Source organism: Sphingobium agri (assembly GCF_023051225.1).
In the GTDB taxonomy this organism is placed as follows: Bacteria; Pseudomonadota; Alphaproteobacteria; order Sphingomonadales; family Sphingomonadaceae; genus Sphingobium; species Sphingobium agri.
In genome coordinates this window covers 88,754-115,714 of record NZ_JALKHS010000003.1, presented here as the reverse complement: position 1 = coordinate 115,714, position 26,961 = coordinate 88,754, and the positions used below count along the sequence as shown (strand labels likewise).

At 57.5% G+C, this 26,961-nt stretch carries 21 protein-coding genes and 2 pseudogenes; 9 read left to right on the top strand and 14 right to left on the bottom strand.

The window, feature by feature from the left end:
• From MU848_RS01130 to MU848_RS01120, 3 genes are all read right to left on the bottom strand, one after another.
• The gene (locus MU848_RS01130) at positions 1–2,262 is read right to left on the bottom strand and encodes a glycoside hydrolase family 3 N-terminal domain-containing protein (protein ID WP_247229669.1); all 2,262 of its coding nucleotides are present in this window, start codon (positions 2,260–2,262) and stop codon (positions 1–3) included.
• Between the two features lie 471 nt (positions 2,263–2,733).
• Positions 2,734–4,251 carry a GH39 family glycosyl hydrolase gene (locus MU848_RS01125; RefSeq protein ID WP_247229667.1) on the bottom strand — a complete coding sequence of 506 codons (1,518 nt, stop codon included), beginning with the start codon at positions 4,249–4,251 and terminating at the stop codon, positions 2,734–2,736.
• Positions 4,252–4,392: 141 nt separating this feature from the next.
• Complete coding sequence (locus MU848_RS01120) at positions 4,393–4,548, bottom strand: fibronectin type III-like domain-contianing protein (RefSeq protein WP_247229665.1); 156 nt, start codon at positions 4,546–4,548, stop codon at positions 4,393–4,395.
• Positions 4,549–4,882: 334 nt separating this feature from the next.
• Here MU848_RS01120 and MU848_RS01115 point away from each other — a divergent pair, with 334 nt between their 5' ends.
• Complete coding sequence (locus MU848_RS01115; RefSeq protein WP_201516806.1) at positions 4,883–5,191, top strand: GNAT family N-acetyltransferase; 309 nt, start codon at positions 4,883–4,885, stop codon at positions 5,189–5,191.
• A gap of 70 nt (positions 5,192–5,261) precedes the next feature.
• Here MU848_RS01115 and MU848_RS01110 read toward each other — a convergent pair whose 3' ends face one another.
• From MU848_RS01110 to MU848_RS01085, 6 genes are all read right to left on the bottom strand, one after another.
• A complete protein-coding gene (locus MU848_RS01110; protein WP_201516805.1) occupies positions 5,262–5,966 on the bottom strand; it encodes an SDR family NAD(P)-dependent oxidoreductase in 705 nt (234 codons plus the stop codon).
• Positions 5,911–7,329 (bottom strand): MFS transporter, encoded by a 1,419-nt coding sequence (locus tag MU848_RS01105; RefSeq protein ID WP_201531117.1) that lies wholly within the window; start codon positions 7,327–7,329, stop codon positions 5,911–5,913. The genes MU848_RS01110 and MU848_RS01105 overlap by 56 nt, the downstream gene beginning before the upstream one ends.
• A 119-nt stretch (positions 7,330–7,448) precedes the next feature.
• Complete coding sequence (locus MU848_RS01100; protein ID WP_201516572.1) at positions 7,449–8,234, bottom strand: acetoacetate decarboxylase family protein; 786 nt, start codon at positions 8,232–8,234, stop codon at positions 7,449–7,451.
• 48 nt (positions 8,235–8,282) lie between these two features.
• Positions 8,283–9,797, bottom strand: a complete 1,515-nt coding sequence (locus MU848_RS01095) for an aldehyde dehydrogenase family protein (RefSeq protein ID WP_201516571.1) — start codon at positions 9,795–9,797, stop codon at positions 8,283–8,285.
• A 60-nt stretch (positions 9,798–9,857) separates the two neighbouring features.
• Positions 9,858–10,652 carry an SDR family NAD(P)-dependent oxidoreductase gene (locus MU848_RS01090; protein WP_236575244.1) on the bottom strand — a complete coding sequence of 265 codons (795 nt, stop codon included), beginning with the start codon at positions 10,650–10,652 and terminating at the stop codon, positions 9,858–9,860.
• 260 nt (positions 10,653–10,912) lie between these two features.
• On the bottom strand, positions 10,913–11,380 hold the full coding sequence (locus tag MU848_RS01085) for a helix-turn-helix domain-containing protein (protein ID WP_201516569.1): 468 nt from the start codon (positions 11,378–11,380) through the stop codon (positions 10,913–10,915).
• Between the two features lie 70 nt (positions 11,381–11,450).
• On the opposite strand from MU848_RS01085, the gene MU848_RS01080 reads away from it, so the two are divergent.
• Positions 11,451–11,825 (top strand): hypothetical protein, encoded by a 375-nt coding sequence (locus MU848_RS01080; protein ID WP_201516568.1) that lies wholly within the window; start codon positions 11,451–11,453, stop codon positions 11,823–11,825.
• 92 nt (positions 11,826–11,917) lie between these two features.
• Here the strand turns inward: MU848_RS01080 and MU848_RS01075 are convergent, their stop codons facing one another.
• Positions 11,918–14,335, bottom strand: a complete 2,418-nt coding sequence (locus MU848_RS01075; RefSeq protein ID WP_247229663.1) for a TonB-dependent receptor — start codon at positions 14,333–14,335, stop codon at positions 11,918–11,920.
• Between the two features lie 107 nt (positions 14,336–14,442).
• A pseudogene (locus tag MU848_RS01070) lies at positions 14,443–15,644 on the bottom strand (DUF3422 domain-containing protein).
• 429 nt (positions 15,645–16,073) lie between these two features.
• Here MU848_RS01070 and MU848_RS19050 point away from each other — a divergent pair.
• From MU848_RS19050 to MU848_RS01045, 5 genes are all read left to right on the top strand, one after another.
• Entirely contained in the window at positions 16,074–18,533 is a 2,460-nt protein-coding gene (locus MU848_RS19050) for a GcvT family protein (RefSeq protein WP_315862401.1), read from the top strand.
• Positions 18,534–18,604: 71 nt separating this feature from the next.
• Positions 18,605–19,351 carry an electron transfer flavoprotein subunit beta/FixA family protein gene (locus MU848_RS01060; protein ID WP_247229659.1) on the top strand — a complete coding sequence of 249 codons (747 nt, stop codon included), beginning with the start codon at positions 18,605–18,607 and terminating at the stop codon, positions 19,349–19,351.
• A 1-nt stretch (position 19,352) separates the two neighbouring features.
• Positions 19,353–20,282 (top strand): electron transfer flavoprotein subunit alpha/FixB family protein, encoded by a 930-nt coding sequence (locus MU848_RS01055; protein ID WP_247229657.1) that lies wholly within the window; start codon positions 19,353–19,355, stop codon positions 20,280–20,282.
• Positions 20,283–20,322: 40 nt separating this feature from the next.
• Positions 20,323–21,207, top strand: a complete 885-nt coding sequence (gene purU, locus MU848_RS01050; protein ID WP_247229655.1) for a formyltetrahydrofolate deformylase — start codon at positions 20,323–20,325, stop codon at positions 21,205–21,207.
• A 52-nt stretch (positions 21,208–21,259) separates the two neighbouring features.
• The gene (locus MU848_RS01045) at positions 21,260–22,168 is read left to right on the top strand and encodes a bifunctional 5,10-methylenetetrahydrofolate dehydrogenase/5,10-methenyltetrahydrofolate cyclohydrolase (protein WP_380799953.1); all 909 of its coding nucleotides are present in this window, start codon (positions 21,260–21,262) and stop codon (positions 22,166–22,168) included.
• Positions 22,169–22,193: 25 nt separating this feature from the next.
• Here the strand turns inward: MU848_RS01045 and MU848_RS01040 are convergent, their stop codons facing one another.
• The 3 genes and pseudogenes from MU848_RS01040 to MU848_RS19100 all read right to left on the bottom strand — a co-directional run.
• Positions 22,194–23,075, bottom strand: coding sequence for a helix-turn-helix transcriptional regulator (locus tag MU848_RS01040; protein WP_247229653.1), 882 nt, complete (start codon positions 23,073–23,075; stop codon positions 22,194–22,196).
• A gap of 72 nt (positions 23,076–23,147) precedes the next feature.
• On the bottom strand, positions 23,148–23,852 hold the full coding sequence (locus MU848_RS01035) for a LysR substrate-binding domain-containing protein (RefSeq protein ID WP_247229651.1): 705 nt from the start codon (positions 23,850–23,852) through the stop codon (positions 23,148–23,150).
• 39 nt (positions 23,853–23,891) lie between these two features.
• A pseudogene (locus tag MU848_RS19100) lies at positions 23,892–24,065 on the bottom strand (helix-turn-helix domain-containing protein); the annotation flags it as partial.
• Between the two features lie 135 nt (positions 24,066–24,200).
• Here MU848_RS19100 and gabT point away from each other — a divergent pair.
• Both gabT and MU848_RS01025 read left to right on the top strand, forming a co-directional pair.
• Positions 24,201–25,487 (top strand): 4-aminobutyrate--2-oxoglutarate transaminase, encoded by a 1,287-nt coding sequence (gene gabT, locus MU848_RS01030; protein WP_201516559.1) that lies wholly within the window; start codon positions 24,201–24,203, stop codon positions 25,485–25,487.
• Positions 25,484–26,950: an NAD-dependent succinate-semialdehyde dehydrogenase gene (locus tag MU848_RS01025; RefSeq protein WP_201516558.1), complete on the top strand. Its 1,467-nt coding sequence runs from the start codon at positions 25,484–25,486 to the stop codon at positions 26,948–26,950. The genes gabT and MU848_RS01025 overlap by 4 nt, the downstream gene beginning before the upstream one ends.
• The last annotated feature ends 11 nt before the right edge of the window (positions 26,951–26,961 follow it).

Here is a 26,961-nt window from a genome sequence, read left to right as displayed (position 1 = left end):
TCACGAAACTTCGAATTCTCCGGCAAGACCCTCAGCTTCGGCGGAAGGCGCGACCCACAGCTTGAACTTGCCGATTTCGACAACGGGCTTCAGATCCACACCAAGGAAGGCGAAATCAGCCGCAGTCAGGTCAAATGTGACCTGCTGCGAGCGGTTCGGCGGCAGATCGACGTGCTTATATGCCTTCAACTCCCGGATAGGCTGGGTTACACTTGCAACGACGTCCTGGACGTATAGCTGCACCAATTCCCGGGCAGCGTATTTCCCGTCATTCTTGACCGTCACGGTCACGCGCAAGCTGCCGTCCTTCGGGATCTGCTTGGAGGACATGACAAGATCGGCATAGCTGATTTTCCCATATGTCAGGCCATGGCCGAACGGGAAACGAGCCTCATATTTTTTAGATCCGATATATCGCGCGTTGGTCGGACGCCCGGGCCTGCGATGCGCGTAATAATAAGGCACCTGGCCTGCTGAAATCGGGAAGCTGACCGGAAGGCGCCCCGACGGACCTGTGGCGCCGAACAGGATATCGGCAACGGCATTGCCTGTTTCCGAACCCAGGAACCAGGTAACAAGGATCGCCGGTGCATCAAGGATAGCGCCCTCCAGCGCGAGCGCCCGGCCGTTGCGCAGGGCGACGATTATCGGCTTTCCGACCGTGGCCACTGCTTCGGCCAGGGCCTGTTGCGGGGCGGGGACGACAATCAGGTCGCGCGAGGCGCCCTCGCCCGACATCGCTTCGCGTTCGCCCACGGCAAGGATAACTATATCCGCCGCGCGCGCAGCAGCCACGGCCGCATCGATGCCGCCGTCGATCGGCACGGTAACTTCGCTACCTTTCACCACGCTGATGAACGAAGCGTCACTGACCGCCGATCGCACGGCACTGGCAAGATCGACCGCTTCCTTATTGTCGGCAAAGAGCGTCCAAGGCCCGTGCAGATTGCTGGGGCCCTCCGCAAAGGGGCCGATGATGGCGATCCGCTTGCCCTTGCGCGGCAAAGGCAAAAGGTCGCCATCATTCTTCAGCATGACGATAGAGCGTTGGGCCGCCTCACGTGCGAGCGAGAGCGTCGGCTTGGTGCGCATGCGCACCTGCTGGCGCTTCAGGTCCATGCGGCGAAAAGGATCTTCGAACAGACCGAGCCTTTCCTTGAGTGCGAGGACGCGGCCGACCGCCTCGTCCACCCGCTCCATCGGAACTTCGCCCGCCTGCACCAACGAAGGCAGATGATCGCGGTAGATGCCGCTGGCCATGCTCATGTCGAGCCCTGCCATGATGGCGATCCGCGCGGCGTCCCTTGCGTCGGCTGCAAGGCCCCGCGCGGCGATTTCAACATCGCCATTATAGTCGCCGACGACCAGCCCATCGAAGCCCATCTCACCGCGCAATATGTCGGTCAGGAACTCACGGCCGCCATGGATTGGACGGCCAGCGATATCCTCGAACGCGGCCATGACCGTGGCGCAGCCTGCATCCACGGCAGCCTGGAATGGTGGCAGATAGACTTCGCGCAGCGTGCGTTCCGAAATGTCCGCCGTGTTATAGTCCAGCCCGCTTTCCGCAGCCCCATAAGCCACAAAATGCTTCATGCAGGCGGCAACCGAAGCGTCGTCGGCAAGAGAGCGGCCCTGGAATCCGCGGGTCCGCGCACGAGCCATGTCGCTCGACAGCAGCACATCCTCGCCCGCCCCTTCGACCGTACGGCCCCAGCGTGCGTCCCGACCTATGTCCACCATCGGCGCAAAGACCCAGTCGAAACCGGTTGCCGCCATTTCTTCGGCAGCCGCACGGGCGGTGCGCTCGGCGAGGTCCGGGTCAAAGCTTGCCGCTTCCCCGAGCGGCACCGGGAAAACCGTGCGGTAACCATGGATCACATCGCCCGCGAAGATCATGGGAATGCCAAGGCGGCCCTTCATCGCTGCCGTCTGAAGCTTGCGATGCGCCTCGACCCCGAAACCGTTGAACACGCCACCGAGCCGCCCGGCCTGGGCATCGCCCGTCAAATTCTCGATGTTGCGCAGGGCCGCTTCCGGATTGATCTTGGCTGCTGCTGCTGATGTCCAAGGCGTGGGCATAAGCGTCAGCTGCCCCGCCTTTTCTTCGATTGTCATTTGAGCGATCAGCGACTTGACCCGGCTGGAAAGCGGACGGCGAACAGCGGCCATCGCCGCCGGGATACCCGAGGCCTGCCATGCGAAAAGGCAGGCGGAACTGATCAGGAGAGACCTGCGGTTCACATCGGCCTCGTGCAACATTGTCGGGCAACTCCAGTAAAACGACACCAGATCCATGGACCGCCGATAAGGCAACGATCTTCAGATACTGGCAAGGCATAGCTCATTATCAGGAAAGAAGTAAACAGTATCGTTGCATTAATTTGACCCTCTGGAGAGTTCACTGCTCAGGCTGACCGAATTCGGGGCCGGATGAGGTGGGTCACAGGCGTGATAGCCTTCAAGCAATGAAGCGTACGCTTTAGATACCGCTCCTCGCCGTGAAGGTATCTCATTTGATAACTGCTCCGGCGACACGTCCGGGAGCTAGTGTGCCGTCAGCCGGCGCAATCCCGAAATGTTCTCAGCGTATTTCTTGATCCCACGGCACCGAACGCAGTTCGCTTGATTGTCACGACCGCCTTGGTACGTATCAGGCTGGTGCATCGACAAGTTCGCCACCATCAATGGCATCCAACACAGAACCGTTTCATGAACCCGCCTCCAAGCCGGTTAAGCCGACAGTTCGATCAACGCCACCCCTTCTGGCGGCAGATCAAGCGTCAGCTCACTCTGCCCATCCAGACGCCTTATTTCGGGAGACGCGAGTTCCGCCGACCGCCGAATTTGCTCGATCTGGTCCTTCTTGGGATATTGCGGAGAACCCAGTTCGCGCCATTTGGGGAGAGGCGAGCCCCGTTCCTGATCAACATAGCTCACGCGCACACTCTTTCCCGGAGGTGCGCCCTTCAGCTTCACCGCGATTTTCTTGCGCTCGCCCTTGACGATCCGCTCGTTGCTCATGCCCGGAATGCCCGAGGGTTGCTTCACCTCCGCCAGGTTCCATACCAGAGCAGCCGCGCCGTTCTTCGTCCCACTGGCAAGAGCCGGACCAGTCGCTGCCAACCTGCGCTGACCCAGCCGGTGCAGCAGCTTATAGGTGTTGAACGCGGGGCGTGCGATGCCACGCTGGGCCAACATGCCCCAGCCGCCGTCCCCTTCCTTCAAGATGAAGTTGGGGAAGTTGATTTCCTCGAACACATTGCTGATACACCATTGCGACATGGCGTGGCAGTAGGGCAGGCAATTACTGATGATGTGGGCGATCATCGCCGGACTATCGGACGACCATTCGGATAGCCACAGTTCCGCGCCCTTGTAACGCGTTGCGTCGATCTGGCTCCGAACCTTGGCCATGGCTGCGGGAATCACATCCTTGTGAGGATATTTATTGGCCTCACCGAACAATTCCCTCTGGTCGTCACCTGCATAGATATGTGTCGATACGAAATCGACGGGTAGATTTTCCTGCGCGCAGAAACCCAGAAACTCCGGCATCCACTGCGCCGCCGCCGTGGAGGGGCCACCCACGCGCAGCTTGGGGTCTACCGCCTTGATCGCCCGGGCCGCAGCCTTGTACATGGCGAAATAGTCGGCTTGCGTGCCGCTGAAGAACCAGTTGAGGTTGGGCTCGTTCCAAACCTCGAAATACCATTGGCGCACTTCGGCGGGGCCGTATCGGTCCAGCAGGTGCCGTGTGAAAACGCCGATAAAGTCGCCCCAGGCATCAGGAGATGCGGGCGGCGTGATATTGGCGTTGTAGGTGAAGTTGAGCTTCGTGTTCCCGCTGGCCAGCTTCCTGGGCATGAAGCTCAATTCCACGAAGGGCTGCACGCCGCGCGCCAACACGCCGTCATAGACGTCATCGACATTCTGGAAATTGGGGTCCTTACCATTCATGCCGCCGGGCCAGACGCCCAGGTCATCATTGAAGATGCCATGAAAACGCACGCGCTCCAGCCCCGTTTCCGCACGGAACCGCTCCAGATCGTGCCGCCAGCTCTCACGCATCGTGGCGGACGCCCGATCCGATCCCGCGCATCGGGACCAGATATGATCGAGCGCACCGGCGTCGCTGCGCAGATCGATCTCCACATGTTCAGCGGCGGTCTGGCCAAACGCAGGCCTGCCGAAAGCAGAGGCCGCCAAAACTGTCGCACCAGCGCCTATGATTTCGCGACGGTTCCACATGATCGCATTCCCTAAAGACCGGTCAAGCGACCGTGAGTTGTACTGACTTCAGATCGGCCGAGTTCCGTCCGGCATGGATCGTGTAGGCCCGGCTCGACGACATAATCCATATCTATGTTCCATAAAGCGAGATTTTCTTGATCAAGACTGAACTTCACCATGCGTTTTAACCGGCTTCAACGTCACCCGCTCAAAACCGCGCAGCTTCAGAATCGGGCGTGGAACCGAACTGACTTCATCGCGAACATAGAGCTGGACTACCTCGTCGCCAGTCCTGAGCCCGCTATTGGTGGACATCGACTTTCACGATCGCGGTTTCACCCCCGGCCATGTTGACTTGACCATGCGCGCGCGGATACCTCGAATGTAGTGTAGCTGAGCCTGTGTCCGAAGGGTAATAGCGGCGTCGACTTTCCCTCTACATAGCGTTTGCCGATCTTTGCCGAAGATACTGGTTGTAGAACATCGGCAGGTCACCTCGCTTCCGGTGATCGATAGAGCCCCAAACCGTGGAACATGGCAGGGCATCCATCTGTTCGAGCATCGAGGAGCGGCTCACGCGTGGCGGCTTGTGCTGCACCTCATGGGTGAGTGAGTAGCGGGCGAAAACCGGAGACAAGTTTATGGCCATATGAGCGATGTTCGAAACAATACGGCGGAAGGCCGTTATGAGCTTGCCATTGACGGACAACTCGCGATCACAGTGTATGAACGGCGCGATGGCGCTTTGGTCTTTACCCATACTGAAGTGCCCCAGACGCTCGAAGGGCGGCGTGTGGGCAGTCGTCTCGTCAAAGCTGCACTTGCCGACGCGCGCGAGCAGGGCATGAAAGTCGTCCCCATCTGTCAGTTTGTAGCCAGCTACATTGAACGTCAATCAGTACATATGCTAGCCGCTATTGATCGAAAGGGTGCTCCCAGTGATGGGTGCGGCTTCTGACGCTATTGCGCGCGTTCGCGCAGCATCAGCAAAGGCAGCCGTCCGAAGCCCAGCTGTCGGCCGCCTCAGATCACACTGGCGTAAAGGGTCCGGCAGAGCCTCCGCCATCGACCGGGATGAGAGCCCCATTGATGTATCCGCCAGACACTGAGGATACAAAATCGACCAGATTGGCCACGTCATTCACCTTAGCGAAACGGCCCAACGGCACCGCCTTTGCCGCTTCATCGAACGCCCAACCCTGTTCCGCCAACAATTGATCGAGCATGGGCGTTTCAACATAGCCCGGACAAATGGCATTACAGCGAACGCCTTTGGCGCCATGATCCAGCGCCATGCTCTTTATGAGTCCCGAAACGGCGTGTTTCGACGCGCAATACGCGGCGTAACCCTGAAAGCCATTCAGGCCCGCGTCCGACGCGATGGCGGTGAAAGTTCCACCCCCATTCTCCAGGAATGGGATGATCGCTTTCGCGAACAGGAACACGCCTGTAAGATTTACATCGATCATCTTCCGGAAAAGCTCGGCTGTAGTATCTACTACCGTGCCCGTCGCAGCGATGCCCGCACAGGCCACTGCGGTCGAAGGCCGTCCGAAGTCCTTCGCGACGCTTTGTATGAAATTGGCAAGTTGATTTTCGTCGGTCACATCAACAGTTGCGGCTATGCCCTTTCCTCCGGTGCGTTCGATCTGCTCAAGCGTCTTCTTGACACCATCGTCATTTCGGTCGGCCAAGGCGATGAAGCCCCCGCGTGCGGCGAGCTTCCTGGCCACGCCAGCGCCAATGCCGGAGCCGGCACCGGTAACTACTGAAATTTCCATTGAGAACCCTTCCTTTTCTCAGTTCGAGATCGAGGAATCTCGCGCTCCACGTCGCTGATCGTGCGGGCGCACCATGCTCCGCGCCGTGACTGGAGCTGACGACATCGCGCCCGAACAGAACGGCGATAAAATTGAACATCAGGAGAGATCCGCCGGCCGATACAAAGCCGAGCGTGTAGAGCCCCGTGCTATCGCGAACATATCCCAGGACGAGCGGATAGATAACACCCCCGCATATCAGTCCGGTGCCCATGATACAGCCCGTTGCCATTCCGGCCAGTTCGAGCCCAACGGCATCAGTCGCAAGGCAATAAGCGAGCGGCAAGCCGCCATAAGCGAACAATCCGCCCAGCGGTAACGTCATCGCCAGCACATCATATCGATGCTGGGCAACCGCCATAGCGGCGCCCATGAAGGAGAGCACCATCCCTATACCGGAAATCAGCATAAGCGGTTTCCGATGGCCCAGACGATCCGACAGCAGACCAAAGGTAACGGCCGACACGACGCCGGCAAATGGATAAAGCGCACCGGCGAACCCGGCGGTGGCTTCGGACCAATGACCTTCCTCGATCAGAAGCGTGGGCACCCAATAGATGGCGACTGAATATGTGCCCCATACTCCGGTTAGAAAGAGCGCCGCCACCCGGACGTTGGTCTGACGCAACACGGACAGATATTGAACAAGTTGGGAGGGCTTGTCAGTTCGAACCGAAGGATCGACCGACGCGGCGGACTCCGGCTCCTGCAAAAGAAGCCAGACTAGACCAGCTATAATCAGAAGCGCCGCCGCCCCCCAGAGTGATCCGATACGCCAGCCCCGGAATTCAAGGACATGCGAATAGGCATATCCCACAAGCATGGTGCCGATCCCGTCGGTAGACAACATGACGCCCATGAAAACGCCGAGCCTTTTGGAATGCTCAGCCCAATGCATGGCGATGGTGTAGGGCCCGACGAAAAGGAGTGGAATGGCGGCGCCCTGAAAGATGCGCGCGGCCAGCATCGTTTGATAGGTTGAGGCGATCGAAAAGAAACACTGCCCAAGAGCGGACAAAACAAGTCCGGCAATGCATATATTCTTAATCCCCCAACGGTTGAAAAGCCCGCCTGCCGTGTAGACCACGATGCCGCCAGACAGGGCCGTCGCTGATGCAAGGGCGCCGACCATAGTGTAGTCCATGGAAAGGTCGGCCATCATTGACGTGACCTGGGTCGAATAACCTACATAGGGAAGGAAGATAATGACTGTGGCTATGAAGCAGAGCCCAAGCGCCGCCCATGCCCTGAAATGCACCTGCTGATCGTCAGTCACCCGATCACTCCCCCCTTTGGCCCATTTTACCGCATAATATTCCAGGGCGATCTTTGCGCATCCTTCAGCAAAAGGGCGCCAGGCGGCAGGAACGCAGCACGATCCTGCCGCCATCGCTCTTACCTGGCGAAGCGGCGAGCCTTGTTGAACAACCGGAAGTCGTCATATTTCTGACCGTAGATATACGGACGATAGTCATGACCATCATCCAATTCTTCCCAGAAAGGAATGGTCCAGCAGGATGCGCCTTCGCCATAGGAAACGCCACCGACCTCGACCACCGGGATGGTGTCGAGCGGATCGACGGCGGTGCCAGCGAGCTTGAGCGTGCCGGTGCCCTGACGCGTGACACGGAAATCCTCTGCGGTATCGAGGCAGCTCAAAACGACCTTGTTCTGAAAGCCCTTGCCGGTCGTGTGCGGCTGCGCCTTCAATTCAAAATCCTTGACGTTGTTTTGAGCTGGACCGAGGTCGGCACCGAGTTCGGCCTGAATTTCTATCAGGCGCACACCGTTGCGTTCAGCATAAGCGTAAACTTCATGACCATCGACATACAAGCGGGCGTTACCGGTCTTTTTCCCTTCGCCCCACATCTCGCGTCCAATGGTGACAGGCATGTCGCCGCTGACGAACAAGGTCAGCATGGTGGTCCCGGCTTCACCCTTATATTTGCACGACAGATAGATGATGCCGCAGTCGAATTCACCGCAAAGTGCCGACTGCCAGTGCGACACGTTGGCGTAGGCAATCGGCTCGTCGGGAAGATCGAAGCAGGGCGGCAGGACCTTGCGCAGAAATTCCTGCGTGGTCTTGAACTCGATCGTCAGGGATTCTGTTGTAAACTGCCCCTTAGACAGCAAACTTTCGATTTCAGCGACTTCCTGGTCCGTTTTGACGAAGCTCATTGACTAGCCTTTCTGTAATCTCTTTGACGAATTAGATAAAATCGGATTTCACTTCTCGCCGCCAAATGCTTCCGCATCTGCATAAGGGTACCACCAGAAATCATGGGACGAGCATGAGGGATCGATCATCACCATCTTCGAGTGCCGGAACTGATCCAGTCCTTCTGCGCCCAGCTGGCTGCCCATGCCGGATATCTTGCGGCCGCCGAAAGGCGCGGCGTTATTGTCCATGAGCGGAGCATTGATCCAGGTCATGCCGCTCTCAAGTTCCTCGATGGCGCGGTGCGTTTCATTAAGGTCAGTGGTGTATACCGTCGATCCGAGGCCATAGTCCGAACGATTGGCGAGTGTGATGGCTTCGTCGAAGTCAGTGACGCGGCAGATGGACATCACTGGGCCGAAGCTTTCTGTGTTCAGAATTTCCGCTTCCGGCTCAACGTCCATTAATACCGTGGGTTCGACAAAATAACCGGCGTTGAGATGGGACGGCCGCGCGCCGCCGGTTGCCACTCGGGCTCCTGCCTCGATCGCACGGGAGAGCAACCCTTCGTATCGGGTCCGCTCGCGCTCCGACACCATCGGACCCATATCGACCTTATCCAAGCCGTTGCCGATACGAAGCTTGCGCGTCAGTCCGACTACCTTATCGATGAAGGCCTGGTGGATGTCCTGATGTATATAAAAGCGCTCGCCCGATGTGCAGACCTGACCGGCATTGAGATTGGCGGCGAATACGGCGGCGCGCGCGGCGATGTCGAGATTCGCCGAGGGCATGACGATGAACGGATCATTGCCGGACGTTTCGATTAAAGCCTTCTTGAAGTTTTCGGCGCATCCTTTCGCAACGGCCCGCCCTGCACCGACGCTGCCAGTAAAGGCAATGCCATGGATGTCCTTGTGAGCCACCATCGCCGTGCCAACACGAACACCACCCGTGACGAGGCCGATCAGGCCCGCCGGCAGGTGCGGCATCATCGTCTTGAGGAACAGAAGAGAGGAGATCGATGTGTGGTCCGATGGCTTGAGGATCACGGCGTTGCCAGCGCCGAGCGCTGCAGCCGCTTCCCAGGAATAGAGGCAGTAGGGGAAATTGAACGCCATGATGATGCCGACGACGCCAAGCGGATGCTTGGTGACCAAGTTCATATGGCCGCCCACCACGGGCCCGACGATGCGGCCATGATCATGACGGGACACTTCGGCATAATAGCGGAAGGCCCATACGGACCATGTAACTTCGTCGAAGGCTTCCTTGTAAGGCTTGCCCATTTCGCGGGTCATCGATTCAGCAAGGAGCGGGCGGTTGTCCTCAATCGCCTGCGCGACCTTGTGAAGTGCTTCAGTGCGTTCCAGCGCCGAAAGCTTGAACCATGCGCGTTGCGCCTGCATGGCGCTGGCGACCGCCTGATCGAGTTCGGCGTCAGTCGCGTCCGAAACGCTCGCAACCACTTGTTCCGTGGCGGGATCGATCACATCAAGCGCGGTCGTGGAAGCACTTCGCCGTAGCTCTCCGTTCACCAGAATATGGTTGCTATAGTCCGCAAATGGTTTGAACCCGGACATCAAAATACTCCCAAGAAGATTATGGTGAAGTTTAGGGGCGCTTGGCCGCCGCACATAGGATTACGCACCGAGCCAGCCCCCGTCGACGGCATAGGTATAGCCTGTGCAGTATGATGAAGCATCGGACGCCAGGAAGAGAGCCGCACCCCGCAGTTCCTCCGGCTGGGCGTAGCGCTTCATCGGCGTGCGAGTCAGCAGTTCGGCCTGAAGTTTGCGAACTTCCGGATCGGGATGATCCAGCTGCTCGCCTTCGCTCAATTCTGTGGCGACGTAGCCGGGGGCTATCGAATTTACCCGTATGCCCTCGGGAGCCAGCATGGCTCCGAGCTGGCGTGTAAGCTGCACGACTCCGCCCTTCGCCGCTGCGTAGCCAATGCAGCCCCACTGTGAGTCCGCGGTCATGCCAACGATGGAGGCGATATTGATGATGGAGCCGCCGCCGCGCCCCTTCATCGCCCTGGCCGCCGCCATGTCAGTAAAGAAGACGCCCGACAGATTGACATCGATCAGCCGACGCCAGAGCTCGGTCGTGTAATCCTCCCAGGATATAGGAAGATTTGGTTCAGCGATGCCTGCGTTCGCGATACAGACATCAAGGCGCCCGTGCCGTTTCATGACGGCGTCGACCATGGACGCGACCGACGATTCCTGAGACACGTCCACCTGTATTCCATTGGCGGCGCCATAGCCATCGGCGGTAATCCGTTCAGCCGCCTCTTCAGCGCCCGCGCCGTTGATATCGGCGCAGTAAACAATCGCGCCAGCGTGGGACATGGCGGTAGCAAGCTCAAAGCCGATACCGCGCGCGCCTCCCGTTACGAGAGCCACTTTCCCATCAAGCTTGAACAAATCCATCGTGTTCACGGGCCGCCTGATCCTCCAACTCCCAAGGTCATGAAAAATCTGTTATTTTTATATACGCCTTCAAAGCAGCGAAATATTACGACAGCCGCTGGAAAGCCGATTCTCTTAATAACTTGGAAGACGACTATACCTAATTTGGCCGATGGTGCCGGTGGCGACCTGGATCGGCAATACCTCTGCGAGGGTATCACCCAAACCTTCTCGTCGGCAAAGGCAGCAAGACCTGGGGTTCAGATACCCTGGCCTTTTTCTTAATTGGACACCCTGCCGCTTTCCGCCTTGCCGAGCCGGGCGATCAGGCGGCCTTTGGTCACGGAGGGAAGCTCGTGGAAATGACGCCGATACTGCTGGGAAAAGCGGCTCGGATGGTGGAACCCCCACTTATGGGCCAGATCGAGCACGTCGGCCGCAGCGCCTCTTTGCAGTATATCTGAACGTACTCGGTTTAATCTTTGTGTCAGAATATATCGCTTCGGGCTTAACGCAGCGATATCGGCAAAGCTATATTCCAAGGTACGCTGACTAACACGCAGGGCTTCGCAAAGCTCGGCTACGCTGAAGTGTTGGGTAATCCTGTTCAATATATATTCGCGCGCTTTCCGAAACAGATAAGTTCGTGTGTCGAGCGATGGCCTGCTCGTGGCTTGAATGTCCAAGGCCGCTACGACGGCTCCAGCCGCGAGGGCGACATTTTCACCCCCGATCCACCAGTTCATCATTATGCGGATCGCCCGATAAACACTTCAGAAGACCAAAAACGGCTGCGTCCACGCCCCCCATCGCGCGATTTTGCTGGTCGGCCTTATCGGCGCGATCGTGCCGATGCTGATACGGCTGAGCGGAGCGGAAAGCCCCATCAAGGCCATCACCATGCTGGCAAGCATGGTGATCAATTTCTGGCTGCTGCCCTATTTCCTGATCAGCCTCGGCGCGATCCTGATCCTACGCCGCGATTCCGCCACCAGCTTCGCCCACTTGGTGGCACCGGCTGCCGGAGCGTTGCTTCTCCTTTTCGTGGTTGCCCAGAGCTTTATCGCACGGAAGGGACAGTGGGAAATGCCCGTCATTGCAGCCATTATCCTCTCAACGGCATTGGGGCTGCTCAGACTTGCTGACCGAACCCGGCGGTCGCAAGATCTGAGAATGCATCCCAGTCCGGAATAGAGGATGGGATAACATGCGGTGCCAGCCAAGACCAAAAAATGGCCCTCCCGAATGAATTCGGAAGGGCTTCAAGCGAGGGACGATTTGAAAGATCAGAAGTCTTTTCGGAGTTCGATGCCATAGCGCCGCGGGGGGGCGTATGTAACAATTCTGGTTCCAAACAGCGCGATATAATCGAACGCGGAGACCTGTTTGGCGGCATTGGTAAAATTCTTCACAAAGGCGGCTATTTCAAAGCCATCACGCGAATAACTTGCGCGAGCATTGTGCAGCGTAGCGGCAGGAAGCAGGTTCATCGCGTTATTATCGACGGATGAATAGCGCTTGGACTGATAGCTGAAATCATACACGAAGGCGATCTGGCCGCTGCCGACGTCAAACGACTTGCGAGCCAGGCCGTTGACGGTCCATTTGGGCGCATTGACGGCGCCCTGATCTACAACGCCACTGTAGCTCGTGTTTACATCATGAACCTTCGTATGAAGATTTGCCACGCCCAATTGAAGATCAAGACTCCGCATAGGTGTGACAGATAGTTCCATTTCGCCGCCGTACATGTAAGCATCATTGTTGGTGACGAAGGAAGTCAGGCCCTGAAGCTGGAATGCCTGGAAGTCGGAATAGTCATAATAGAATGTGCTAAGATTCAGGCGAACCGTACGGTCGAATAGCTTCAGCTTCGAGCCCGCTTCATAGGCGATCATCGTTTCGGCGCCAAAGGGCGTCTGCATGAGAGAGGTGGTCCCGCCCGCATTGCTATTGAAGCCGCTGCCCTTCACGCCTCGCGAGACGCTGGCATAGAGAAGTGCGTCATCACTGGCGGTGTAATCGAGCTGGAGGCGGCCGCTCCATAACCATTCTTTCTTTTTCGCGGCTCGACCAACTGTTGCCTCAGAAAAATCATATCCGAGCAGCGGGGGATCGTAGACGGTGTTGATGACCCCGTCTCCCAATTCATTATAATATACCTGCGAAGAAAAGCTCTTGGTGTCATGCAGCACCCGTCCGCCGACTGTCAGTTTCAAGCGATCGGTAAGCGCATAGTCACCCTGTGCGAACGCTGAATAGGAACGGACATGCTGGTCAAAGACGTTGCTGATATCGAACGCGAATTCTGTACCAGCATAAGCTGGGAACGAATAATTCTGATAATTGGACTGCTTTATGTCCAGGAAATATAAGCCGCCGGTGAAATTGAACCTATCTCCCACTTTCGACATGCGAAGCTCTTCGGACCATTGGTTCAAATTCTGGCCGCTGGGAAAATAGCAGGCGTTGAGGGGCGTACCATCGCAATCCTCTGCATAGGCGAATTTGAAATGCGTGTAGTTGGTGAGAGAAATCAGACTAATTTCATCCGAGGCGTTCCATTCAAGACGCAAGGTCGGTGAAACCCGCTCCTTCTTCAGATAGCCCACGGCGTTGAACGCAGTCTTGCGCGCACCTGGATAGGGATCACGATATCCCGTCGCGTCATTCCCCGGGCCGGTGCCATATGCATCGACATCGGCGGGGAGGAGTTGCGGCGTGCCATTCACCAAATAAGCCGGCTGGGAGTCATAGGTCCCGATCCGTGCACGCGGATTGCGATCGTAGGAGATTGCAAAATAGGCTTTGAAATTGTGGCTCAAGTCCCGTTGGATCTGCCCGCGAACGCCAAAGAATTTCTGCGCATTCGTATCTGGGCCGGCCGCGTTCTTCCACCAGCCATCGGAATAGTCGAGCATACCCGAGATACGAAACTGCGTCTTGTCGTCCAGCGGACCGCCCATCGCGGCCTCCAGTCGCTTCTGATCATAGTTGCCGATCGTCGCCGACACAAAGCCTTCCGACCGATCTGTCGGCTTCTTGGTGATGAAGTTGGCGAGACCGCCGGTGGAGTTTCGACCGAATAGCGTTCCCTGCGGGCCGCGCAAAATCTCTACACGCTCCAGATCATAGACGGGGAAGTTGGTTTCGTAAGGCGAGCTGACGTAAATGTCGTCGAAGTAGATGGCGTTCGGCGATTCCTGATTGGTTGAAAAGTCGGTCGCCGCGACGCCCCGCATCGTCAGATTTCCGTTCAGCCCCGAACCTCCGCTCGATTCAAGCACTACGCCGGGGACTTTGGAAGCAAGTTCAGTCGCCGACTGGACACCCATCGCCTGCATCTGGTCGGCCGAAAAGGCGGAGATCGAAAGGCCGACCTTGTCCAGCCGCTGCTCACGCCGTTGCGCGGTGACCACGATATCACCGCCCAAACCTTCCGGCTGGGGCGCACCCGGCCCAACCTCTTGGGCCAGAGCACAGGCGGGAACCATACTGATACTGATGGCCAGCGCTGCTATCGAAGCCCTTGTCGCGCGCGCGCCGTATGTCTGAAAAAGGTTTGGCCTTTTACTCAAGGATTGCAAGGCGTAGAAGCCGTTGTGATAAGCCATTGAAAAACCCCCGGATCGTTGTTGGGCGAGGTCCCGGTCGCCAAATTTTGAGACGGCCCGAAGGATCAGGCTGAAGAAATCGTTATACAATACCCTGTGAAGGGTAGCTTATGCTTGTCCGATCAATGCAGGCTTTTCATCTGACTCGGCCAAACCTTCCATTACGGCGTTTCATGTTCCAATTGCTCTGAATTGCCTTAATCGTCAGGCTGCCGTAGCACTGCGTCGCGCAGCCGGTGCAAGCAAAGCCAAGTTCCGATCAATATGATCGGCGTTGCGACGGACAGGATCGCCGAACCGTGCAGAGCAGGCGCGAAGGCCTCTACCCCCTCAAGCATATGCCCTAGGAGCGACACACCATAATAGCTGATGGCCACTACAGATAATCCCTCTACCAATTGCTGAACTCTCAGGGTCATGCCGGTGTTTCGCTCCAGCGAGGCCAGAAGCCTTGCGTTCTGATTTTCGATCCGCGTTTCGATCCGGGTCCTGAGCAAGCTGGAAAGATGTGCCGCGAGATCGGCGATCCGCTGCGACCGTGTGGTGAAGCTCGCACATGTGCGCATCGCTGGAAGAAAGCGGCGTTGGGTGAAATCGGTGAGCGACTGACACCCCTTTATCCGGCATGGAGCCAGTTCGGCCAGCCGCTCCTCAACCAGTTGGGCGTACGCGGCCGTTGCGCTCATCCTATAATTGGTAGCGCCCGCGAGGGCGCCAATCTCCAACGAGAGTTGGCTTAGCTCACTCAGCAGGTCGTCGTCACGAACTTCCGGACGGCTCAACATGTGACTCAGGTCTCCCAGCCTAGCTTCGGCTTCGTGCAGCAAGCGCGATTGCGCTTGAGCAACCGGCAAACCCATGAGGGCCAGATTGCGGTAATTCCCCAGTTCCTGAAGACGCTGCACGGTACGTGTGAGATCGCTGTCGCTAGCTACGTTTGCAGCTACCAGAAGCCTGCCATAACCATCGGCGCCGATACGAAAATCGGACCAGATGCGAATACTGTCCCCCACATGGCAGGATACCAGTTCATCGCCGACGACGCTATTTCCTCCAAGTTCTGAGCCTCTGCCTCGTCTTGCACGGTCTTGATTTTAGTTGCACGAATCGTGGCGCCCGGCAGTCTTTCCATTTGTGAAACAGCGTAGTCGGCCAGGTCCGTTTGGCCGGGGCCGATAAAAAGAGTGATCGAGCTTGCTTCGCTGTGACGCTCCCAGCTGTAGGCTATCCCGCCATGCCGCGTTCCCGAAACATGGTTTGCGCCGGACAGGCAATCTGGATTCCCGCTGAACTGGGAGACAAAATCCTGTTCCCGTGCCCGATCTTGGTCATCCAGAATGTTGAGTATCTGCACGATCTGCATCGACGCTGAAAGCCGTGGCCAGCGCCGCAAGTGCATTTCTCCGACGACCCGCTTGCGAAGCTCATGTTCTCTCACGCTTCGTGCCCCTTAAATTGGCCATCCTTCTCCGGCACCTTTCTCGCAACCGCGCACCCTCATCAAATCAGGTGCAAAGATGCGTGATCCCATCCGGGCTAAAATCAGTTCCAGATGCGTAAGTTCGCCACTCGATTACGCTGGTGGGGATATAGCTGGTGTGAGCCGATCATGCTCCTACCCCGAGCGGGGTATTGTTCCACCAGCGTGTCGCCAGCACTATGCATCCATACAACGATTTTGATGATCGATGCGTTTATTTGCCGGACAGTCAGACGCTCCGATCAAGATTTACGGACCTGTTGCCGGGTGATGATTTGAGAGATCGGCGCATATCTCCCATGTGCAAGTGAATAGCTCTCCGCACTCTCTACATCGCAGATTTCTGGAGTGTTTTTTGTGACGTCATATCCGAGTTCCGCCGAAGTCGTAATCATCGGTGGCGGCATCGCAGGATGCTCCATCGCTTATCATCTGACCAAATTAGGCATTTCAGACGTAGTCCTGTGCGAACGCAAGCAATTGACCTGTGGCACAACCTGGCATGCTGCCGGCCTAGTGACCCAACTTCGCGCTAACCGGCGGATGACGGAGCTTGCCTATTATACGGGCCAGCTGTTCGGGCAGCTGGAAGCCGAAACGGGCATGGCAACCGGCTATATGCAGCGGGGTTCGCTACGCCTCGCCAAAACGCCCGAGCGGCTTGAAGAACTTGCCCGCGGCGCATCCATGGGACGCAATTTCGGCTTGCCAGTCGAACCTGTTGCGCCCGGGGAAATCAAGGAGCGCTGGTCGCCGCTGAACATCGACGGCATTGTCGGCGGTTTCTGGTTCCCCAACGATGGCCAGGTCAACCCGATCGACGTCACGATGGCTTATGCAAAGGGTGCCCGCATGGGTGGCGCCAAGATCCTTGAGCAATGCCTGGTCCAAAAGATCATCGTCGAAGGCGGCAAGGCTGTCGGCGTCATGACGGAACAGGGCGAAATACGGGCGAAAAAGGTCGTTATCACCGGCGGCATGTGGTCGCGCGATCTGGCGGCGCAAATCGGCGTCAGCCTTCCCCTGCATGCCGCAGAGCATTTCTATATCGTCACCGAGGCGATCCCCGAACTTCCGCGCAACCTGCCTGTCATGTTCGTTACGGATGAGCACGCCTATTATAAGGAGGACGCTGGCAAGCTGCTGCTCGGCTGCTTCGAGCCTAACGCGAAGCCTTGGGGCATGAATGGCATCTCACCCGATTTCTGCTTCGATACGCTGCCCGAAGATTTCGACCATTTCGAACCCATATTGGAACTCGCAGTCAACCGTGTGCCGCTGTTGGCCAATGCGGGTATCCAGCTATTTTTCAATGGACCTGAAAGCTTTACCCCCGACGACCGTTACCTGCTGGGCGAAACGCCCGAGGTGCGCGGCCTGTTTACCGCTTGTGGCTTCAACTCGGTAGGCATCTTGTCTTCAGGCGGCGTCGGCAAGGTTCTTGCGGACTGGATCAAGGACGGCATGCCGCCGGTGGAACTGGTCGACGTCGATGTCCGTCGCACAGTCTCTTTCCAAACGAACAAGAAATATCTTCACGACCGTACGACCGAAACGCTGGGCGCGATGTACAACATGCATTGGCCCAACCTGCAGATGGAGACTGCGCGAAATGTTCGCCGGAGTCCCTTCCATGACCGCCTGATCGCCAAGGGCGCTTGGATGACCGAAATGAACGGGTATGAACGGCCCGGCTTCTTCGGCGGCGCAGGGACGACGCCGAAAGTAGAATATTCCTATCATAAGCCGAGCTGGTTCGACGACACTGCCGCCGAATGTCGCAATACGGCGGAGAATGTCTCGGTCTTCGACCTCAGCTGCTACGTAAAATATCTTATGGAAGGTCGCGACGCCCTCAAGGTGCTCAACAAGCTTTCCGCCAACGAGATCGACGTTCCGGTCGGAAAGCTGGTCTACACGCAGTGGCTCAATCCCAAGGGCGGCATCGAGGCCGATGTCACCATCACGCGCCTGTCCGAAACATCCTTCATGATTGTCACCATCGCCGCATCCCAGCGCCGCGACATGGCTTGGTTGAAGCGGCATATCCCCGATGACGCGTTGGCTCATGTAGTCGACATCACGTCAGGATTGCCGATGCTGGCGGTGATGGGACCCAAATCGCGCGAGCTGTTGCAAAAGATATCGCCCGCCGACTTCTCCAACGAAGCGTTTCCTTTCGGCACCAGCCAGGAGATCGACCTTGGTTATGCCAAGGTCCGTGCGAGCCGCGTCACCTTTGTGGGTGAACTGGGTTGGGAACTCTACATGCCGGCCGAATTCGCACAGCATGTATATGATGTTCTTGTCGAAGCAGGAGCGGAATTCGGACTTCGCGACGCCGGCTTCTTCGCGCTCAATTCGCTCCGCATGGAAAAGGGTTATCGCCACTGGGCCCATGATATCGGCGAAGAGGATACACCGCTAGAAGGCGGCCTCGGTTTCGCAGTCGCTCTGGACAAACCGGGCGGCTTCATCGGCCGCGATGCACTTCTGCGTCAGAAAGAAGCTGGTAAGCTCACCAAGCGCCTCGTCCAGTTCAAGCTCAAGGATCCCGACGCACCCTTTGTTTTTCATAACGAGCCCCTGTGGATCGGCGACCGGATAGTCGGCGACATCTCTTCCGGAGCGTATGGACATCGCGTCGGGGCCTCGCTGGGAATGGGCTATGTCCATCACGAGGATGGTGTCGACAAGGCGTTCCTGGAAGCGAACAGCTTTGAGGTCGAGATCGCGTGGAAGCGGCATGAGGTAGAGGCGCAGCTGGGCCCTTGGTATGATCCAAAGGGTCTGCGCATCAAGGCGTGAGCCGCCAACGCCACCATTTCCGCATTAGCAACTGCATCTTTGAGGGCGCTTAGCCTGATCGGGAGAATATCATGCGCATTCTCGTCCCCGTGAAGCGGGTCATAGATTTCAACGTAAGGCCAAGGATCAAGGCAGACGGAAGCGGCCTTGACCTTGCGAACGTCAAGATGGCTATGAACCCCTTCGATGAAATCGCCCTTGAGGAAGCGGTTCGCCTGAAGGAATCGGGTGAGGCGGCCGAGGTCATCGTCGTTTCTGTAGGCCCAGCGAAGGCTCAGGACACGTTGCGGACGGCATTGGCTATGGGAGCCGACCGCGCCATCCTTGTTGAGCACGACGCCGACGTCGAACCGCTCGCGGTTGCGAAGATCCTGAAAGAAATCATCGCAGAAACCAGTCCTGACCTCGTCATCCTGGGGAAACAGGCGATAGACGACGATGCGAACCAGACCGGACAGATACTCGCAGGCCTCCTCACTTGGCCGCAGGGCGCCTTCGCAAGCCGGCTCAGCATCAATGGCGGCAAAATCGACGTTACGCGTGAAGTCGATGGTGGCCAGGAAACAGTAAGGCTCTCCCTCCCTGCGATCATCACTGCCGATCTTAGATTGAATGAGCCACGCTACGCCTCGCTTCCCAATATCATGAAGGCGAAAAAGCAGCACGTCACGATAAAGAGCCCGGCGGATTACGGGGTGGATTGCACCGCGCGCCTGAAGACCCTGAAACTAGCTGAACCGCCCGCCCGCTCCGCCGGTATCAAAGTGCCTGATGCGGAGGCTCTGGCCGTCAAAATCAAGGAAATGGGGGTTGCCTGAGATGAGAACTCTCCTTTTGGTTGAACATGACAATAGCGCGGTAAAGGACGCCACCCTGTCTGCCGTCACGGCCGCCGCCAAACTCGGCCCCGTCGACTTGCTGGTGGCCGGATTTGCGTGCCGCGCCGTAGCCGTGGCGGCGGCGGGGATCGCGGGCGTCGATAAGGTCCTGTTGGCTGATCATGCTTGTTACGAACACGCGCTGCCGGAGAATGTCGCGCCTCTCGTCGCCAACCTCATGGTCAGCTATGATGCGTTTCTTGCCCCGGCTACGAGCAAGGGGAAAAGTGTGGCGCCACGTGTCGCCGCTTTGCTCGACGTCATGCAAATTTCGGAGATCCTCTCCGTGGAGGGAGAGAGAAGCTTCACGCGCGCGATCTACGCCGGGAATGTCATAGCGACCGTGGAATCCACGGACCTCAAGCTGGTCATCACAGTGCGCGGTTCGGCATTTCCCATGACGTCGGCAACCGGTGGCTCGGCTGCCGTTGAGCCGCTTTCCGTCGTGGCGGACGCCAACCTGTCCACCTTCGTTGGGGCGGAAATCGCTGAACTGGAACGCCCCGAACTGACCAGCGCGAAGACCGTCGTTGCTGGTGGTCGCGCGCTTAAGGACGCACAGACGTTCGCGCAAATCATCATGCCGTTGGCCGACAAGCTGGGTGCAAGCGTGGGCGCCAGCCGCGCCGCTGTCGATGCGGGCTATGCGCCCAACGACTATCAGGTGGGACAGACGGGCAAGGTCGTTGCTCCCGAACTCTATGTCGCGGTCGGCATATCGGGCGCGATACAGCATCTTGCCGGCATGAAGGACAGCAAGACCATCATCGCCATCAATCAGGACGTGGACGCGCCGATTTTTCAGGTCGCCGATATCGGACTCGTCGCCGATCTTTTCACCGCCGTTCCCGATCTTACCGCAAAACTGTGAATCCGAGCGCGCAACTGGTCATAGAATTTTGGAGAAGAATGTGACGACCGATATCCTCACTGTATCCTGCCCTTCAAAGCGCGGGATCGTGGCCACGATTTCCAGCTACCTGGCAAGCCAAGGCTGCAGCATTTCGGATTCGTCGCAATTCGATGATGTGGAAACCGGCACCTTCTTCATGCGGGTCAGCTTCATTTCCGAAGAAGGGAAGCCCCTTTCGGAGATCGCGGAGGGTTTCACGCGGATCGGCGCAGAGTGGAATATGAATTTCGAGTTTCACGATTCCACGACCAGGATGAAGGTCATTCTGATGGTGTCCCGCTTTGGGCATTGCCTGAACGACATTCTGTATCGATGGAAGATCGGCATGCTGCCGATCGACATCGTGGGTGTCGTCTCCAATCATTTCAACTATCAGCATCTCGTGCTGAGCCACAATCTTCCGTTCCACCATATCAAGGTGACCAAGGATAATAAGGCCGAAGCCGAAGCCGAACTGATGGCGATCATTGAGCGCACGCAAGCCGAACTCATCGTGCTGGCCCGATATATGCAGGTGCTTTCGGACGAATTATGCCGCAGGATGCCAGGCCGGGTCATCAACATCCACCACAGTTTCCTACCCGGGTTCAAAGGTGCAAAGCCTTACCACCAAGCCCACAAGCGCGGCGTGAAGCTGATCGGCGCCACCGCCCATTATGTTACCGCGGAACTGGACGAGGGCCCGATTATCGACCAGGAAACCATAGCCGTCACGCATGCGCAGAGCGCGGACGATTATGTGTCCATCGGACGGGATGTGGAGAGCCGCACATTGGCGCGCGCGATCCACGCCCATATACATCATCGTGTATTTGTAAATGGCGACCGGACAATCGTCTTTCCCGCAAGCCCGGACAGCTACGCCGCCGACCGCGTGGGCTGAACACCACCACCGGCGCAGGCCGTCCTTCAACATCCGTATGACAAGGCTGACCATGGCGAAGATCATTGACGGCAAAATGATGGCCGATGGCATATTGGATACGGTTCGCCGGGACGTCGCCGCCTTTCGCGCACGTTGCGGCATCGCGCCCGCTCTGGCCGTCATTCTGGTGGGTGATGATCCGGCGAGCCATGTCTATGTTTCGCGCAAGTTGAAGGCCTCCAAGCGGGTCGGGATAGCGTCGATCGAGCGGCACCTTCCGAGCGAAACGACCCAGGACGCGCTCCTGGCCGAGATCGATGCGCTGAACATCGATCCCTCCGTGCATGGCATTCTGGTCCAGCTACCACTGCCGCGGCATATTGACGCAGCGGTGGTGCTGGACCGTATTTGTCCGTCAAAGGATGTCGACGGCTTCCACCCGGTGAATGTGGGTCGGCTCTCTACGGGCACTCAGGGACTGATCCCCTGCACGCCACTCGGTTGCCTTCTCCTGCTTGAAAGCGTGGTGCAGGATTTCTGCGGCCTCAAGGCAGTCGTCATCGGAAAGTCCAACATCGTCGGCAAGCCCGTCGCCCTGCTTTTGCTGGAAAGGGAATGTACCGTCACCGTCACGCACATCAACACGCGCGATCTGCCCTCCATCGTTTCGATTGCGGACATCGTGATCGTAGCTGCGGGCAGCCCAGGCCTGGTACGCGGCGGCTGGGTCAAGCCGGGAGCGATCGTGATAGACATCGGCATCAACAAGGTCGTCGACAAGGATGGCCGGAGCATGATCGTGGGTGATGCGGTGACTTCGGAACTGGAGCACGCGGCGGCCGTCACTCCGGTCCCTGGTGGCGTCGGGCCCATGACGATCGCATGCCTGCTATCGAATACCCTCCGCGCCGCCAACATGATGACGGCTGGTCGCTCGCCGGATGCTCAAGGCGCCCAACCCATCCCTCGCGCGGGTTAGGCGCGGCACGAGCGCACGTAGCAATTCAGTTGCTGCTCGGCACTTGCCCATATTGAAGCAGCGGATCGGCATCCAGGCCGACATTCACTTCCCCAACTACGTCGATGAACAGCGAAAACAGCTCCGCCATCGAGCTGATATCCAACTTGGCGTAAATATTCCGTCGATGCACCTTTGCCGTACCCTCGGCCATTTTCAGCCGTTTCGCTATCACATCTATCGGATATCCCCTCAGCATCATCTGAACGACCTCGAACTCACGATCGGTCAACAGGGAACGGCCAAAATTATCTCGAGCTCTTTTTAGGTCGTCATGCAGTTTCACTTCTTCAGGCGAGGGGGGAATGAGATGCTTCGGGTCGACAAGATGTCTCCAGCTTGAGGAAAGGGTGCCGAACGCTATGGGAGCAATCGCCTTGGCTAGCTCCAATTCCTCATCCGTATAGAGCCCCGCATCACGTGAGCGCGCAAAGGAAAGTAATATGCGTCCACCTTGGCTATCCGACATGCAATAGCACATTTCGTCGGCAAGATCGGTATCAACATAGTGCCGTACGAAAAAGTCACTGGTCTGAAAATCCTCCTGATCTACCACATCTCTGAGACTGATTGCTTGGTTCTCAGTAGATCTCTCAATAGCGAGGTAGAATGGATCGGTAAGATAAAAGCCGTTCTTGTAATCATTGATCTGCTGCTCCCTGATGGACTTCGATGTACGATGCTCAACTATCTCGGGGCCGGCATTGCCGCGAAAATGAAACAACATCATCTCGTCTGACCGCAGTGCATGCGAGAACATGTCGAACAAAGCCTGCACTCTCGGTTTACCTTCCAAAGCGATAAGCCGAGCGATCTTGCCGTTCCATTCAGACGAAGCCAGATATTCCAGTGATAACATTTCAGACATTTCCCCCTGCCCTGACTTCAAAACGGAACGCGTTGAGGCAAGCGCTCCTCGGGCGAGCCTTTTGAAAACGCGTCAATATGCCGGGTCCGCGCTAAATTGCGCTCCAAGCCAACGTCTGAAACGGACGATTGATGGATCCGACCACCGATTGGCGGGGCCTCTGAAAACATAGGCCCCCAGCGCAACAGGCAAGAATTCCTTTTCCCGAGGCACGACCTTTACCAGTCTACCCGCCGCAAGATCTTCGGCAATGAGATAGTGATTACCAAGCGCGACACCCTGGCCGGCACGCGCGGCAGCCAGCGCCAAATGAGCATGGCCGTATCGACCTGTCGGAGTGTTGGGCGGAAGATCGATAGATTGTGCCTTCATCCACATGCGCCATTCCACATCGCTGCGTTCCTCGATCAGCGGCAATTTAGCCAAGTCTTCCGCTGACCTGATCTTGTCGCCCCATCGGGCAATGAACATCGGCGAGGCCAACGGAAAAACATGTGGTCTTGCCAGTTCAACCGTTCGCACCCCTCGCTTCCGGTCCAGCGTCTGGCAATCGCCAATATATCGAATGTCGCCATCAACCGCATTGTTCGAGAGATCAAGGAGCGCTTCCTCCGATCGAAGATCGACTGGCGGCATTCCATTCTGGCCTGACGACATCGCGAGCCGCGCAGCGAGCCAATGCAGGGCCAATCCTCCAACGCAGGATATAACAAGCTTGCCATCAGTCCTCGCCCGGACTGCGGCGGTTGCTTCTCTTAATTCGTTGAAGACCTTCATCAGACGACCGTGATAATCGAACCCGACGGCGGTGAGCTGCCCGCTGTCCCGATCCAGTAATGTAGCGCCTAGGCGCTCCTCCAGCCCTCTTACGTGACGGCTCACTATGGCATGGCTTATACCGAGGGACTTCGCCGCTCGCCGGATACCACCCAATCGGCCTACCGCCTCGAAGGCCTTGAGGGCTGAGAAAGGAGGCAATGGTGAATTCATCGAGCTCAGCCATATGAATAGGTGGTAACCTCAGGTTACCAAACTGGACGCCGAAAGCAACTGCTCCCGGAATGCGGAATGACCTAGTGTGTCAGCATCAGGAACGATTACAGAAACCCTTATGAAGGTCATCAGATGCGGAACTTCGAATATGTCGCTCGTCGCGCAAAAGCCATTCCGCAAGGCGTTGCCACCGCCACCAATATCATCGCTGCAAGAGCTGAGAATGCCACCATCTGGGATGTCGAAGGTAATGCTTATATCGATTTCGCGGGCGGGATCGCGGTTCTTAACGTGGGTCATCGCCACCCCAAGGTAATCGCAGCAGTTCGCGACCAGATCGACAAATACACGCACACGGCATTTCAGGTCGTTGCCTATCCCCCTTATATAGAACTGGCGGAGCGGTTGAACGCTTTGGCGCCCGTGGATGGCAATGCCAAAACCATCTTTTTCACGACCGGCGCGGAAGCCACCGAGAATGCTGTCAAGATTGCGCGCGTTGCGACGGGCCGGCCCGGCATCATTGCTTTTGCAGGCGGCTTTCACGGTCGAACCCTGCTGACGTCCGCAATGACCGGCAAGGTTTCGCCCTACAAGAAAGGGCTTGGACCATTTCCTGGGGAAATCTACCATCTTCCCTATCCCAGTCCAACAACAGGAGTCAGCGTTGAGGAAACGCTCAAGGCTCTCAACTTCCTGTTTGCGGCCGACATCGAACCAGAGCGCATCGCGGCTTTCGTCATCGAGCCGGTTCAGGGCGAAGGGGGCTTCCACAGCCCACCGCCCGAATTTTTCCATGCGCTGGATGATATCCGTCGTCGCCATGGCATTCTGGTGATTGCGGACGAGGTTCAGACTGGCTTCGCGCGAACCGGGAAAATGTTCGGCATCGAACATGTGCCGATCAAGCCAGACCTTATTACCGTAGCGAAGTCGCTAGGTGGCGGCTTTCCGATTTCCGGCGTTATCGGGCGCGCAGACGTGATGGACGTCATCGGTCCAGGCGGTCTGGGGGGCACCTACGGGGGCTCTCCCGTCGGGCTCGCTGCGGCATTGGCCGTGCTGGATGTTATTGAGGATGAAGATCTCCTCAACCGTGCCAAGGTCATCGGCCACAGACTTCGCGAACGGATTGCGGAATTCGCCCGGAATAAGGATCTGGTGAAAATCACCGGCGTGCGGGGGCCCGGAGCGATGATTGCTTTCGACATCGTTGATGAACATGGCCAGCCGGATGGCGACGAGGCAAAGCGAGTCTGCGCCCGCGCACTTGAAAATGGATTGATTTTGCTAAGCTGCGGCCAATTTGGTCAGGCTATAAGAATTCTGGTGCCTCTGACTGTTGAAGATGAAACGTTGGAGCAAGGCCTGAATATTCTGGAGAAAGCGTTGACAGCTGTCGCGAGGGAGGTGGCGTGACCTTCCCGCACAATCTTTTTCGACCCGACTTGCTTAAGGAGGCGGCTTTCATTGATGGACTGTGGGTCGAAGGTGCGGCGAAAATCTCCGTCACCAATCCCGCAGACGGCTCTGTATTAGGGACTGTTCCCAACCTGGGCGCCGAAGAGACAAAACGGGCGATCACTTCGGCTTGTCAGGCTCAGGGCGAATGGCGCAAGCTGGCTGCGAAGGCGCGCGGCACTATTCTGCGGCGCTGGGGTGAACTGATGCTCGCGCATCAGGAAGATCTGGCCACGATCCTGACGCTGGAACAGGGTAAGCCTTTCACCGAAGCCAAAGGCGAGGTCATCTATGCCGCTTCATTTTTGGAATGGTTCGCGGAGGAAGCGCGCCGGATCAATGGCGAGTTGATCCAGCCCCACGCATCCGATCGCCGTCTAGCAGTGCGTAAGGAGCCGGTAGGCGTTGTCGCTGCCGTCACACCCTGGAACTTCCCCCTGGCGATGATCACGCGCAAGGCAGGACCTGCTTTGGCCGCCGGTTGCTCACTCGTGCTAAAGCCCTCTGAACTCACGCCTTTTTCCGCATTGGCTCTCGCCGTACTGGCTGAGGAGGCCGGAGTGCCCGCTGGCATATTCAATGTCCTGACGGGCGATGCGGCGCCTATCGGAGAAGTAATGACCACAGACCCGCGGGTCCGAAAATTCACGTTTACGGGTTCAACAGGCGTAGGCAAAATGCTGGCTGCGCAGTGCATGTCGACCGTGAAGCGTGTTTCCTTGGAACTGGGGGGGAACGCGCCTTTCATTGTCTTTGATGACGCCGATATCGAGAGCGCAGTTGAAGGCGCCCTGATGTCAAAATTTCGGAACACCGGCCAAACCTGCGTCTGCGCAAATCGCTTTCTGGTCCAAGATGGCATTTTCGATGTCTTTTCGCGGCGCTTGGCTGAACGCGTCAGCCAATTTGTAGTCGGAGCCGGCATGAGCGGCCCAACCGACCAAGGGCCACTGATTGACGGGAGGGCAGTGGCCAAGGCATCCGTTCATGTCGACGATGCAGTGGCGCGTGGGGCCCGTATTCTGACCGGCGGCTACGCTATTAAGGGCGAAGGTAATTTCTTCCTTCCTACCGTTCTGGCAGACGTTCCTGCCGAGGCGTTGCTTTGCAAGGAGGAGACGTTCGGCCCAATCGCCGGCCTAGTGAGGTTCATAAGCGAGGGTGAAGCGATCGAAATGGCGAATGACACTCCGGCGGGATTAGCCAGCTACGTCTACACGCGTGATCTGGATCGAAGCATTCGCGTTTCGGAATCGTTGGAGTATGGAATGGTCGGTCTTAATACCGGCCTCATCTCGACAGAGGTCGCGCCTTTTGGCGGCGTCAAGGAATCAGGCCTCGGTCGCGAAGGGTCCCACTGGGGCATCGATGACTATATAGAGTTGAAGGTGGTCTGCACGGGTGTAAACAGCGGCTTCTGAAAGCAGAAGAG